Source organism: Piscinibacter gummiphilus (assembly GCF_002116905.1).
Lineage (GTDB): Bacteria > Pseudomonadota > Gammaproteobacteria > Burkholderiales > Burkholderiaceae_C > Rhizobacter > Rhizobacter gummiphilus.
Genome location: NZ_CP015118.1, coordinates 596,586 through 609,918 on the forward strand (window position 1 = coordinate 596,586; position 13,333 = coordinate 609,918).

A 13,333-nucleotide genomic window follows, 5' to 3' on the forward strand; every position below is an offset into this window, starting at 1 on the left:
GAGAGATGTATGAAGGGTTTGCTTGATCTCTTCCGCCAGTTCACCCCTGATGAGCATTTCGATGCCATCAAGATCGGACTGGCTTCCCCCGAGAAAATTCGGTCGTGGTCCTTCGGCGAAGTCAAGAAGCCGGAGACCATCAACTACCGCACGTTCAAGCCTGAGCGTGACGGCCTGTTCTGCGCCAAGATCTTCGGCCCGATCAAGGACTACGAGTGCCTGTGCGGCAAGTACAAGCGCCTGAAGCACCGTGGCGTGATCTGCGAGAAGTGCGGCGTCGAAGTCACGCAGACCAAGGTGCGCCGCGAGCGCATGGGTCACATCGACCTCGCCGCGCCCTGCGCGCACATCTGGTTCCTGAAGTCGCTGCCGTCGCGTCTGGGCCTCGTGCTCGACATGACGCTGCGCGACATCGAGCGCGTGCTGTACTTCGAAGCGTACGTGGTGGTGGACCCGGGCATGACCCCGCTGAAGAAGTTCAGCATCATGTCCGAGGACGACTACGACCAGAAGCGCACGGAATTCGGTGACGAGTTCATCGCGCTGATGGGCGCCGAGGGCGTTCAGAAGCTGCTGGCCGAGATCGACCTCGACGTCGAGATCGAACGCCTGCGCGGCGACATGACCGGCTCCGAGCTCAAGGTCAAGAAGAACTCCAAGCGCCTGAAGGTCATGGAGGCCTTCAAGAAGTCCGGCATCAAGCCGAACTGGATGGTGATGAACGTGCTGCCCGTGCTGCCGCCGGACCTGCGTCCGCTGGTGCCGCTGGACGGTGGCCGTTTCGCCACGTCGGACCTGAACGACCTCTACCGTCGCGTCATCAACCGCAACAACCGCCTGGCCCGCCTGCTCGAACTGAAGGCGCCGGAGATCATCGTGCGCAACGAAAAGCGCATGCTGCAGGAAGCGGTGGACTCGCTGCTCGACAACGGCCGTCGCGGCAAGGCGATGACCGGTGCGAACAAGCGCGCGCTGAAGTCGCTCGCCGACATGATCAAGGGCAAGAGCGGCCGGTTCCGTCAGAACCTGCTGGGCAAGCGCGTCGACTACTCGGGCCGTTCGGTCATCGTGGTGGGCCCGACGCTCAAGCTGCACCAGTGCGGCCTGCCGAAGCTGATGGCGCTCGAACTGTTCAAGCCGTTCATCTTCTCGCGCCTGGAAGCCATGGGCATCGCCACCACCATCAAGGCGGCGAAGAAGGAAGTGGAATCGGGCACGCCGGTCGTGTGGGACATCCTTGAGGAAGTCATCAAGGAACACCCGGTCATGCTGAACCGCGCGCCGACGCTGCACCGCCTGGGCATCCAGGCGTTCGAGCCGGTGCTGATCGAAGGCAAGGCCATCCAGCTGCACCCGCTGGTCTGCGCCGCGTTCAACGCCGACTTCGACGGTGACCAGATGGCCGTCCACGTGCCGCTGTCGATCGAAGCGCAGATGGAAGCCCGCACGCTGATGCTGGCCTCCAACAACGTGCTGTTCCCGGCCAACGGCGAACCGTCGATCGTGCCGTCGCAGGACGTGGTGCTGGGTCTGTACTACGCGACCCGCGAGCGCATCAACGGCCGCGGCGAAGGCATCATCTTCTCCGACGTGATCGAAGTGCAGCGCGCGCTCGACAACGCCCAGGTCGAGATCACCGCCAAGATCAGCGTGCGCCTGACCGAGTGGACCAAGAACCGCGAAACCGGTGAGTTCACGCCCGAGACCAAGCTCGTCGACACCACCGTCGGCCGTGCCCTGCTGTCCGAGATCCTGCCGAAGGGCCTGCCGTTCTCGAACATCAACAAGGCGCTGAAGAAGAAGGAAATCTCGCGCCTGATCAACACTTCGTTCCGCAAGTGCGGTCTGAAGGAAACGGTGATCTTCGCCGACAAGCTGCTGCAGTCGGGCTTCCGCCTGGCCACGCGCGCCGGCATCTCGATCGCGATCGACGACATGCTCGTGCCGAAGGAAAAGCACACGCTGATCGAACGCGCCGAGAAGGAAGTCAAGGAGATCGAGCAGCAGTACGTCTCCGGTCTCGTGACCGCTGGCGAGCGCTACAACAAGGTCGTGGACATCTGGGGCAAGACCGGCGACGAAGTCGGCAAGGTCATGATGAGCCAGCTGTCCAAGCAGAAGACCACGGACCGCCATGGCAAGCAGGTGGACCAGGAGTCGTTCAACTCCATCTACATGATGGCCGACTCCGGTGCGCGCGGTTCCGCCGCGCAGATCCGCCAGCTGGCCGGCATGCGCGGCCTGATGGCCAAGCCGGACGGCTCGATCATCGAGACGCCCATCACGGCGAACTTCCGCGAAGGCCTGAACGTCCTGCAGTACTTCATCTCCACCCACGGCGCCCGGAAGGGTCTCGCGGACACGGCGCTGAAGACCGCGAACTCCGGCTACCTGACCCGCCGTCTCGTCGACGTGACCCAGGACCTGGTGGTCACGGAAGACGATTGCGGCACCCAGAACGGCATGAACATGCGCGCGCTGGTCGAGGGTGGTGAAGTCATCGAAAGCCTGCGCGACCGCATCCTCGGCCGCGTGACGGCCATCGAGGTGCAGCATCCGGAAACGGGTGAGGTGCTGATCCCCGCGGGCAAGCTGCTCGACGAGGACTCGCTGGACGACCTCGAAGCCGCCGGCGTCGACGAAGTCAAGGTCCGTACCGCACTCACCTGCGACACGCGCTTCGGCCTGTGCGGCAAGTGCTACGGCCGCGACCTGGGCCGTGGCGGCCTCGTGAACCGCGGCGAAGCCGTGGGCGTGATCGCTGCGCAGTCGATCGGCGAACCGGGCACGCAGCTGACGATGCGCACGTTCCACATCGGTGGCGCTGCGTCGCGTGCAGCGGTGGCCTCGAGCGTCGATGCGAAGTCGGACGGCATCATCGGGTTCAACCCGACGATGCGCTACGTGACCAACGGCAAGGGCGAGCTCGTCGTGATCTCGCGCTCCGGCGAGATCGTGGTGTCGGACCCGCACGGCCGCGAGCGCGAGCGCCACAAGGTGCCGTACGGCGCCGTGCTGAACATCAAGGCCGACCAGTCCATCAAGGCCGGCCTGGTGCTCGCCACGTGGGACCCGCTGACCCGCCCGATCATCACCGAGTTCGCCGGCCGTGCCGTCTTCGAGAACGTCGAAGAAGGCCTGACCGTGGCGAAGCAGCTGGACGAAGTGACCGGCCTGTCGACCCTCGTCGTGATCGACGCGAAGCGCCGCGGTGCCCTGAAGGTGGTGCGTCCGCAGGTCAAGCTGCTCGACCCGCAAGGCAACGAAGTGAAGATCCCTGGCACCGACCACTCGGTGACCATCGGCTTCCAGGTGGGCTCGCTGATCCAGATCCGCGACGGCCAGGACCTCGCCCCGGGTGAAGTGCTCGCACGCATCCCGGTGGAAGGCCAGAAGACCCGTGACATCACCGGCGGTCTGCCGCGCGTGGCCGAACTGTTCGAGGCGCGCACGCCGAAGGACAAGGGCACGCTGGCCGAGATGACCGGCACGGTGTCGTTCGGCAAGGAGACGAAGGGCAAGGTTCGCCTGCAGATCACCGATCCGGAAGGCAAGGTCTACGAGGAACTCGTCGCCAAGGAAAAGAACATCCTGGTGCACGAAGGCCAGGTGGTGAACAAGGGCGAGTCCATCGTCGACGGTCCGGCGGACCCGCAGGACATCCTGCGCCTGTTGGGCATCGAGGAACTGGCGCGCTACATCGTCGACGAAGTGCAGGACGTCTACCGCCTGCAGGGCGTGAAGATCAACGACAAGCACATCGAGGTGATCGTTCGCCAGATGCTCCGTCGTGTGCAGATCGTCGATCCGGGCGACAGCACCTACATCGCCAACGAACAGGTGGAGCGTTCGGAGCTGCTTGACACGAACGACAAGCTGCGTTCGGAAGGCAAGCTGATCGCCACCCACAGCGACGTGCTCCTGGGCATCACGAAGGCGTCGCTGTCGACCGACAGCTTCATCTCCGCGGCGTCCTTCCAGGAAACCACGCGCGTGCTCACCGAGGCTGCCATCATGGGCAAGCGCGACGAGCTGCGTGGCCTGAAGGAAAACGTCATCGTGGGTCGCCTGATCCCCGCCGGCACCGGCATGGCCTTCCACGACGCCCGCAAGGTCAAGGAAGAGCTGGACGACGCCGAGCGCCGTGCGATCTCCGCGGCGGAAGCCGAGGTGTTCGTGTCGGCCGACGCGATCGACTCGACGGCGGACGCCGCCGGCGATTCGACGGAGTAAGCCGGAGAGGGGCGGGCGACCGCCCCCTCGCTCGACTCGAAAGGGTGGCCTCGGCCACCCTTTTTTCGTTTCAGGCCTCGGGCGGGGTCCAGCGCTCCGGTGTCGTGAAGACCACGCCGAGCGCGGCGGCGCGTTTGCCGAGCTTGAGCACGGCGCGGTCGCGGGTGATCAGCCACCGGGCGCCGTGCAGCGCCAGGTCGATGTACTTCTGGTCGTCCCGGTCGGTGCAGCGCAGGCGCGGCACGAGGGTGGGGAGGGGCGGTTCGACGAAGTGCGCCCAGCGCGTCCACGCCTCGTCGATCACGGCCCGGTCGGGTGAGTAGGTGCTCGCCACACCGCGCCCCAGCACGTGGGCGAGTTCGTCGCGCATCGCCTGGGTCGCGATCCAGCGGAACCGGCCCGCCTCGAGGGCTTCGACCAGGGGCGCGCACCCCGGGTTGCGGAACACTAGCCAGTCCATCAGCACGTTGGTGTCGATGACGGCGCACAACAGCGGTGCCGATGGCGGAGACGGGGGAAGGGGCAGTGACACGGTCGTTCAGGCGCGTGAAAATCACGCGTTCGGGTTGTTTCGGGCGGGCGGTGGAGCGCCGCGGACGGGGCGTTTCCCCGGGCGGATGGCCTGTTTCCTCCGGGAAAGGCCGGGTTGCTTGCGGCTGCTTCGCCCCAGCCATATAATCGCAGGCTTTTCAGCAGATTTTGCTGCGCTCTTTGTCGGGCGGCTCACCGCAATCGCTTGCGGCTTCGGGCCGGCTTCCGGGTCTCAACGCCCGGCGAGGGCTCCGGCAACCTGAAGGGAAAGACAAGCTCAAAGCGCTCCAGCCCAGGTGGGTCCTTCACCCGGGTGCCATCATTGGCCGGGGCGCCGTGTGACTTCAAACGGGAACAAGTTACCAAATGCCTACCATCAATCAACTCGTGCGTCACGGTCGCGAGACCGAGGTCACGAAGTCCAAATCGCCGGCGCTGCAGGGTGGTCCCCAGCGCCGTGGCGTGTGCACCCGCGTGTACACCACGACGCCGAAGAAGCCGAACTCCGCACTCCGCAAGGTTGCCAAGGTTCGTCTGACCAACGGCTTCGAAATCATTTCCTACATCGGCGGCGAAGGCCACAACCTCCAGGAACACAGCGTCGTGCTGGTTCGTGGCGGCCGGGTGAAGGACTTGCCGGGTGTGCGTTACCACATCGTGCGCGGTTCGCTCGACCTGCAAGGCGTGAAAGACCGCAAGCAGGCGCGTTCCAAGTACGGCGCGAAGCGCCCGAAGAAGGCCTGATTCTCAAAGGCCTTGGAGTCCGCTGTGGCTCCGGTGTGAGAAGAAAATCAAGTTGTCACGGTCAAGCGTCAAGCTGGCCGGATGTGTGGTGAACCCCTCGTGGTCACCAAGTAAGTGGGCAGCCAAAGCGTGGTTGTCCGCGGTGCAGCGGAAACGTTGCGCCAACTGAAGCAGAAGGAAGAGAAATGCCTCGTCGTCGCGAAGTCCCCAAACGGGAAATCCTGCCTGATCCGAAGTTCGGGTCCGTCGATCTGTCCAAGTTCATGAACGTCATCATGGAATCGGGCAAGAAGGCCGTTGCAGAACGCATCATCTACGGCGCCCTGGAGCAAGTGGAGAAGAAGTCGGGCAAGGATCCGCTCGAAATCTTCACCGTGGCTCTGAACAACATCAAGCCGATGGTCGAAGTGAAGTCCCGCCGCGTTGGCGGTGCGAACTACCAAGTTCCCGTGGAAGTTCGCCCCGTCCGCCGCGTGGCCCTGGCCATGCGCTGGCTGAAGGAATCGGCCCGCAAGCGCGGCGAGAAGTCGATGGCCCAGCGTCTCGCGAACGAGCTGCTGGAAGCCGTCGAAGGCCGCGGTGGTGCGATGAAGAAGCGCGACGAAGTGCACCGCATGGCTGAAGCCAACAAGGCCTTCTCTCACTTCCGCTTCTAAATCTTTAGTCCCGACGCAGCCCGTTCGGCCATGTGGCCGCCGGGCGCGTTTCAGTTTCTGGAGTGCCACCATGGCCCGCAAGACCCCCATCGAGCGCTATCGCAACATCGGCATCTCGGCTCACATCGACGCCGGCAAGACCACGACGACCGAGCGCATCCTGTACTACACCGGTGTGAACCACAAGATCGGTGAGGTGCACGACGGCGCCGCAACGATGGACTGGATGGAGCAGGAACAAGAGCGCGGCATCACGATCACGTCGGCCGCGACGACCTGCTTCTGGAAGGGCATGGAGCTCAACCATCCGGAACACCGCATCAACATCATCGACACCCCCGGGCACGTCGACTTCACCATCGAGGTGGAGCGTTCGATGCGCGTGCTCGACGGCGCCTGCATGGTGTACTGCGCCGTGGGTGGCGTGCAGCCGCAATCGGAAACCGTCTGGCGCCAGGCCAACAAGTACAAGGTTCCCCGCCTCGCGTTCGTCAACAAGATGGACCGCACCGGCGCGAACTTCTACAAGGTCTACGAGCAGATGAAGGTTCGCCTGCGCGCGAACCCGGTGCCCGTCGTGCTGCCGATCGGCGCCGAGGAAAACTTCAAGGGCGTGATCGACCTCATCAAGATGAAGGCGATCATCTGGGACGAAGCGTCCCAGGGCATGAAGTTCAACTACGAAGACATCCCTGCCGACCTGCAGGCCGATGCCACCAAGTGGCGCGAAAACCTCGTCGAAGCGGCTGCCGAAGCCAGCGAAGACATGATGAACAAGTACCTCGAGTCGGGCGAGCTGACCGAGGAAGAGATCAAGAAGGGCATCCGCCTGCGCACCATCGCCGCTGAAATCCAGCCGATGTTCTGCGGCACCGCCTTCAAGAACAAGGGCGTGCAGCGCATGCTCGACGGCGTGATCGACTTCATGCCCTCGCCGATCGATATTCCCCCGGTCCCGGGCACCGACGACGACGACAAGGAAGTCACCCGCAAGGCCTCCGACGACGAGAAGTTCGCCGCCCTGGCGTTCAAGCTGATGACCGACCCGTACGTCGGCCAGCTGACGTTCGTGCGCGTGTACTCGGGCGTGCTGAAGTCCGGCGACTCGGTCTACAACCCGATCCGCGGCAAGAAGGAGCGCATCGGCCGGATCCTGCAGATGCACGCGAACCAGCGCGAGGAAATCAAGGAAATTCTGGCCGGCGACATCGCCGCCTGCGTGGGCCTGAAGGAAGTGACCACGGGCGAAACCCTGTGCGATCCGGACGCCATCATCACGCTCGAGAAGATGATCTTCCCGGAGCCGGTGATCTCGCAGGCCGTCGAGCCGAAGACCAAGGCCGACCAGGAAAAGATGGGCATCGCCCTTGGCCGCCTGGCCCAGGAAGACCCGTCGTTCCGCGTGCGCACCGACGAAGAGTCGGGCCAGACCATCATTTCCGGCATGGGCGAGCTCCACCTGGAAATCATCGTCGACCGCATGAAGCGCGAATTCGGCGTGGAAGCCAACGTCGGCAAGCCGCAGGTGGCCTACCGCGAAACCATCCGCAAGACCGCCACCGACGTCGAAGGCAAGTTCGTTCGCCAGTCGGGCGGCAAGGGCCAGTACGGCCACGTCGTGCTGACGGTCGAGCCGCAGGAGCCGGGCAAGGGCTTCGAATTCGTCGACGCCATCAAGGGCGGTGTGGTGCCCCGCGAATTCATTCCCGCGGTCAAGAAGGGCGTGGAAGACACGCTGCCGAACGGCGTGCTGGCCGGCTACCCGGTCGTGGACGTGAAGGTCACGCTGACCTTCGGTTCGTACCACGAAGTGGACTCGAACGAAAACGCGTTCAAGATGGCCGCCTCGATGGGCTTCAAGGAAGCCTGCCGCAAGGCCACGCCGGTGATCCTCGAGCCGATGATGGCCGTGGAAGTGGAAACGCCGGAAGACTACGCCGGCAACGTGATGGGCGACCTGTCGTCCCGTCGCGGCCTCGTGCAGGGCATGGACGACATGCCTGGCGGCGGCAAGCAGATCAAGGCTGAAGTTCCGCTGTCGGAAATGTTCGGCTACTCGACCACGCTGCGCTCGATGTCGCAAGGTCGTGCCACGTACACGATGGAGTTCAAGCACTACAGCGAAGCTCCGAAGAACGTGGTCGACGCGATCATCACCGCTCGCGGCAAGTAAACAACGCTAGACCCAGCCGGTCTTCGGCCAGGTGCCGTTCGCTGCCAGTGGCGAACGGACGAGCACCCGGTCCGGAGACCTTAAACATCGCACTGGCAGTGCTCTTTATCTGGAGAATCTGAAATGGCAAAAGGTAAATTCGAACGGACCAAGCCGCACGTCAACGTCGGCACCATCGGCCACGTGGACCATGGCAAGACGACGCTGACGGCCGCGATCACGACGGTCCTGTCGACGAAGTTCGGCGGCGAAGCCAAGGCGTACGACCAGATCGACGCGGCGCCGGAAGAAAAGGCGCGTGGCATCACGATCAACACCGCGCACGTCGAGTACGAGACGGCCAACCGCCACTACGCTCACGTGGACTGCCCGGGCCACGCCGACTATGTGAAGAACATGATCACGGGTGCTGCCCAGATGGACGGCGCGATCCTGGTGTGCTCGGCCGCTGACGGCCCGATGCCCCAGACCCGTGAGCACATCCTGCTGGCCCGCCAGGTGGGCGTGCCTTACATCATCGTGTTCCTGAACAAGTGCGACATGGTCGACGACGCCGAGCTGCTCGAGCTGGTCGAAATGGAAGTGCGCGAGCTCCTGGACAAGTACGACTTCCCGGGCGACAACACCCCGATCGTCAAGGGCTCGGCGAAGCTGGCCATGGAAGGCGACAAGGGCGAGCTGGGCGAAGGCGCGATCCTGAAGCTGGCCGAAGCGCTGGACACCTACATCCCGACGCCGGAACGTGCCGTTGACGGCGCCTTCCTGATGCCGGTGGAAGACGTGTTCTCGATCTCGGGTCGTGGCACGGTGGTGACGGGTCGCGTCGAGCGCGGCATCATCAAGGTCGGCGAAGAAATCGAGATCGTGGGCATCCGCGACACGCAGAAGACGACCTGCACGGGCGTGGAAATGTTCCGCAAGCTGCTGGACCAAGGTCAAGCTGGCGACAACGTGGGCATCCTGCTGCGCGGCACGAAGCGTGAAGACGTCGAGCGCGGCCAAGTGCTGTGCAAGCCGGGCAGCGTGAAGCCGCACACCCACTTCACGGCCGAGATCTACGTGCTGTCGAAGGAAGAGGGTGGCCGTCACACGCCGTTCTTCAACAACTACCGCCCGCAGTTCTACTTCCGCACGACGGACGTGACCGGTGCCGTGGAGCTGCCGGCCGACAAGGAAATGGTCATGCCTGGCGACAACGTCAGCATCACCGTGAAGCTGATCGCCCCGATCGCGATGGAAGAAGGCCTGCGCTTCGCCATCCGTGAAGGTGGCCGCACCGTCGGCGCCGGCGTGGTTGCCAAGATCCTCGCCTGATCCACTTTGTGTGATGGGGCCCGGTTCGCGGTGAGTCCGCGGGTCCAGGCCTTCTCATCGCGGCCCCCCGGAATGGCGGGCCGCATCGCTCTTTAAGGAAACATCATGCAAAAGCAAAAGATCCGCATCCGCCTGAAGGCCTTCGATTACAAGCTGATCGACCAATCGGCCCTGGAAATCGTCGACACCGCCAAGCGCACCGGCGCGATCGTCCGTGGTCCCGTGCCCCTGCCGACCCGCATGCAGCGCTTCGACATCCTGCGTTCGCCGCACGTCAACAAGACCTCGCGCGACCAGTTCGAGATCCGCACGCACCAGCGTCTGATGGACATCGTCGATCCGACCGACAAGACGGTCGACGCGCTGATGAAACTCGACCTGCCGGCCGGCGTCGACGTCGAGATCAAGCTGCAGTAATACCGTGTCGCCGGTGGGGCGCGTTGCAAAGCGCGCTTCATCTGCTACACTCGCAGGCTTTCCGCAATCCACGGGTGTGAACTCGTGGGTTGCGAAACCCATTTGGCGGCTCCTTTCGGGGGGTACGCCAAGAAGTCAGCCCGACCAATCGATGTCGGGGATGTGAAACAAAGGCTCCGCAAGGGGCTGGAGAAAAACCATGAGTCTTAGCAATCGCCTCGGATTGCTGGGCCGCAAGGTGGGCATGATGCGCATCTTCACGGACGACGGCGACGCCGTGCCCGTGACGGTGCTCGACGTGTCGAACAACCGTGTGACCCAGGTCAAAACCGCAGAGACCGACGGCTACGCTGCCGTCCAGGTGGCGTTCGGTGCCCGCAAGGCATCCCGCGTCAGCAAGCCGGAAGCCGGCCACCTCGCCAAGGCGGGTGTCGAAGCTGGCGAACTCCTGAAGGAGTTCCGTGTCGCCGCTGATGTCGCCGCTGGCTTCAAGCCCGGCGCGCAAGTCCCCGTGACCACGTTCGCCGTGGGCCAGCTCGTCGACGTGCAGGGCACCTCGATCGGCAAGGGCTTCACCGGCACGATCAAGCGCCACAACTTCGGCTCGCAGCGCGCGTCGCACGGCAACAGCCGTTCGCACAACGTGCCGGGCTCGATCTCGATGGCCCAGGATCCGGGTCGCGTGTTCCCGGGCAAGAAGATGTCCGGCCACCGCGGTGACGTGACCAAGACCATCCAGAACCTCGACATCGTCCGCATCGACGAAGCCCGCCAGCTGCTGCTGGTGCGCGGCGCCGTGCCGGGTGCCAAGAACGGCCACGTGGTCGTCAGCCCCGCGGTCAAGGTCAAGGCGAAGAAAGAAGGAGCCAACTGATGCAGCTCGAGCTCCTGAACGAACAAGGTCAGGCTTCGTCGAAGGTCGACGCGCCGGACACCGTGTTCGGCCGTGATTACAACGAAGCGCTGGTCCACCAGGTCGTCGTCGCGTACCAGGCGAATGCTCGCCAAGGCACGCGCGCCCAGAAGGACCGCGAACAGGTCAAGCACACCACGAAGAAGCCGTGGCGTCAAAAGGGCACGGGCCGCGCCCGCGCCGGTATGTCGTCGTCGCCGCTGTGGCGCGGGGGTGGTCGGATTTTCCCGAACATGCCCGACGAGAACTTCACGCAGAAGATCAACAAGAAGATGTACCGCGCCGGCATGGCCGCCATCTTCTCGCAGCTCGCTCGCGAAGGCCGCCTGGCCGTCGTCGACTCGCTGACGGTCGATGCCCCGAAGACCAAGCTGCTGGCTGCCAAGTTCAAGGCCATGGGCCTCGAATCCGTGCTGGTCATCGCCGACCAGCTCGACGACAACCTGCTGCTGGCTTCGCGCAACCTCGCCAACGTCCTCGTGGTCGAGCCGCGCTACGCCGATCCGCTGTCGCTCGTGCACTTCAAGAAGGTGCTCGTGACGAAGGGTGCGATCGAGCAACTCAAGGAGATGCTGGGATGAGCACCGTGAAGCATGATGAGGGCCGTCTGGCCCAGGTGCTGGTGGCGCCGATCGTTTCCGAAAAAGCCACTTCCGTTGCCGAGAAGAACAACCAGGTGTTGTTCAAGGTCCTGCGCGACGCGACCAAGCCTGAAATCAAGGCCGCCGTTGAACTGCTGTTCAAGGTCGAAGTCGAGTCCGTCCAGACCGTGGTGCAAAAGGGCAAGGTCAAGCGCTTCGGCCGTTCCATCGGCCGCCGCGACCACGTCAAGAAGGCGTACGTGTCGCTGAAGGCTGGCCAGGAGCTCAACTTCTCCGGGGAGGCCGCGTAATGGCCGTCATCAAAGTCAAACCGACGTCGCCCGGCCGCCGTGCCGTGGTGAAGGTGGTGCACAAGCACCTCCACAAGGGCAAGCCTGAAGCGTCGCTGCTGGAGCCGCAGTTCCAGCACGCCGGCCGCAACAACAACGGCCACATCACGATCCGCCACAAGGGCGGTGGTCACAAGCACCACTACCGTGTCGTCGACTTCGTGCGCAACAAGGATGGTATCCCCGCGAAGGTCGAGCGCATCGAGTACGACCCGAACCGCACGGCGCACATCGCGCTGGTGTGCTACGCCGACGGCGAGCGCCGCTACATCATCGCCCCGCGCGGTCTTGAAGTGGGTTCCACCGTCCTGAGCGGCGCCGAAGCGCCGATCAAGGCTGGCAACACGCTGCCGATCCGCAACATCCCGGTGGGTTCGATCATCCACTGCATCGAACTGCTGCCCGGCAAGGGTGCCCAGATCGCGCGTTCGGCGGGCACGTCGACCACGCTGCTGGCCCGTGAAGGCACGTACGCGCAGGTTCGCCTGCGCTCGGGTGAAGTGCGCAAGATCCACATCGACTGCCGCGCCACGATCGGCGAAGTGTCGAACGAAGAGCACAGCCTGCGCCAGTACGGCAAGGCCGGTGCGATCCGTTGGAAGGGCATCCGCCCGACGGTCCGTGGCGTTGCCATGAACCCGGTGGATCACCCGCACGGTGGTGGTGAAGGCCGTACCGGCGAGGGCCAGGCGCCTGTGTCGCCGTGGAACACCCTCACCAAGGGCTACCGCACTCGCAACAACAAGCGCACGCAGACGTTCATCGTTTCGCGTCGCAAGAAGTAAGGGGCCGCCACAATGACCCGTTCGCTCAAAAAAGGTCCGTTCGTCGACCATCACCTTCAGGCCAAGGTCGAGAAGGCTGTCGCCACGAAGGACAAGAAGCCGATCAAGACCTGGTCGCGTCGTTCGACCATCCTTCCGGATTTCATCGGTGTGACGATTGCCGTGCACAACGGCAAGCAGCACGTCCCCGTGTATGTCACCGACCAGATGGTCGGCCACAAGCTCGGCGAATTTGCGCTCACGCGCACGTTCAAGGGGCACCCGGCCGACAAGAAGGCCAAGAAATAAGGAATGACGATGGAAACCCGTTCAATCGTTCGCGGTGTCCGCCTCTCTGCCGACAAGGGTCGGCTGGTGGCTGACCTCGTCCGCGGCAAGAAGGTGGACCAGGCGCTCAACATCCTGACGTTCACCCCCAAGAAGGCTGCCGGCATCATCAAGAAGGCCCTCGAGTCCGCGATCGCCAACGCCGAGCACAACGATGGCGCTGACATCGACGAGCTCAAGGTCAAGACGATCTTTGTGGAGCAAGGTGCCACGCTGAAGCGTTTCTCCGCGCGCGCCAAGGGCCGCGGCAACCGCATCAGCAAGCCCACCGCCCACATCTACATCACTGTCGGCAACTGAGGCGCATAG

General features: G+C 63.9%; 13 protein-coding genes. 12 read left to right on the forward strand and 1 reads right to left on the reverse strand.

From position 1 onward, the window contains the following. Nucleotides 1–9: 9 nt before the first annotated feature. Nucleotides 10–4,233, forward strand: coding sequence for a DNA-directed RNA polymerase subunit beta' (rpoC, locus tag A4W93_RS02615; protein ID WP_085749130.1), 4,224 nt, complete (start codon nt 10–12; stop codon nt 4,231–4,233). A gap of 70 nt (nt 4,234–4,303) precedes the next feature. On the opposite strand, the gene A4W93_RS02620 is transcribed toward rpoC, so the two are convergent. Next, nucleotides 4,304–4,723 (reverse strand): PIN domain-containing protein, encoded by a 420-nt coding sequence (locus A4W93_RS02620; RefSeq protein WP_237357674.1) that lies wholly within the window; start codon nt 4,721–4,723, stop codon nt 4,304–4,306. Nucleotides 4,724–5,130: 407 nt separating this feature from the next. Here A4W93_RS02620 and rpsL point away from each other — a divergent pair, with 407 nt between their 5' ends. The 11 genes from rpsL (at nt 5,131) to rplV (ending at nt 13,324) form a co-directional block, all read left to right on the forward strand. After that, entirely contained in the window at nt 5,131–5,508 is a 378-nt protein-coding gene (rpsL, locus tag A4W93_RS02625; protein ID WP_085749131.1) for a 30S ribosomal protein S12, read from the forward strand. 185 nt (nt 5,509–5,693) lie between these two features. Then, nucleotides 5,694–6,164 (forward strand): 30S ribosomal protein S7, encoded by a 471-nt coding sequence (gene rpsG / locus A4W93_RS02630; protein ID WP_025495256.1) that lies wholly within the window; start codon nt 5,694–5,696, stop codon nt 6,162–6,164. A gap of 70 nt (nt 6,165–6,234) precedes the next feature. After that, the gene (gene fusA / locus A4W93_RS02635; RefSeq protein WP_085749132.1) at nt 6,235–8,337 is read left to right on the forward strand and encodes an elongation factor G; all 2,103 of its coding nucleotides are present in this window, start codon (nt 6,235–6,237) and stop codon (nt 8,335–8,337) included. 123 nt (nt 8,338–8,460) lie between these two features. Then, nucleotides 8,461–9,651: an elongation factor Tu gene (gene tuf / locus A4W93_RS02640; RefSeq protein ID WP_085749122.1), complete on the forward strand. Its 1,191-nt coding sequence runs from the start codon at nt 8,461–8,463 to the stop codon at nt 9,649–9,651. Nucleotides 9,652–9,756: 105 nt separating this feature from the next. Then, a complete protein-coding gene (rpsJ, locus tag A4W93_RS02645) occupies nt 9,757–10,068 on the forward strand; it encodes a 30S ribosomal protein S10 (RefSeq protein WP_046110754.1) in 312 nt (103 codons plus the stop codon). Between the two features lie 199 nt (nt 10,069–10,267). Further along, nucleotides 10,268–10,942: a 50S ribosomal protein L3 gene (gene rplC, locus A4W93_RS02650; RefSeq protein ID WP_085749133.1), complete on the forward strand. Its 675-nt coding sequence runs from the start codon at nt 10,268–10,270 to the stop codon at nt 10,940–10,942. Beyond that, complete coding sequence (gene rplD, locus A4W93_RS02655) at nt 10,942–11,562, forward strand: 50S ribosomal protein L4 (protein ID WP_085749134.1); 621 nt, start codon at nt 10,942–10,944, stop codon at nt 11,560–11,562. Before rplC ends, rplD begins: the two co-directional genes overlap by 1 nt. Further along, nucleotides 11,559–11,873: a 50S ribosomal protein L23 gene (rplW, locus tag A4W93_RS02660; protein WP_056668530.1), complete on the forward strand. Its 315-nt coding sequence runs from the start codon at nt 11,559–11,561 to the stop codon at nt 11,871–11,873. The genes rplD and rplW overlap by 4 nt, the downstream gene beginning before the upstream one ends. Further along, nucleotides 11,873–12,697 (forward strand): 50S ribosomal protein L2, encoded by an 825-nt coding sequence (gene rplB / locus A4W93_RS02665; protein ID WP_056668527.1) that lies wholly within the window; start codon nt 11,873–11,875, stop codon nt 12,695–12,697. The genes rplW and rplB overlap by 1 nt, the downstream gene beginning before the upstream one ends. A gap of 12 nt (nt 12,698–12,709) precedes the next feature. Further along, nucleotides 12,710–12,985, forward strand: a complete 276-nt coding sequence (rpsS, locus tag A4W93_RS02670; protein ID WP_085749135.1) for a 30S ribosomal protein S19 — start codon at nt 12,710–12,712, stop codon at nt 12,983–12,985. 9 nt (nt 12,986–12,994) lie between these two features. Further along, nucleotides 12,995–13,324, forward strand: a complete 330-nt coding sequence (gene rplV / locus A4W93_RS02675) for a 50S ribosomal protein L22 (RefSeq protein WP_085754017.1) — start codon at nt 12,995–12,997, stop codon at nt 13,322–13,324. The last annotated feature ends 9 nt before the right edge of the window (nt 13,325–13,333 follow it).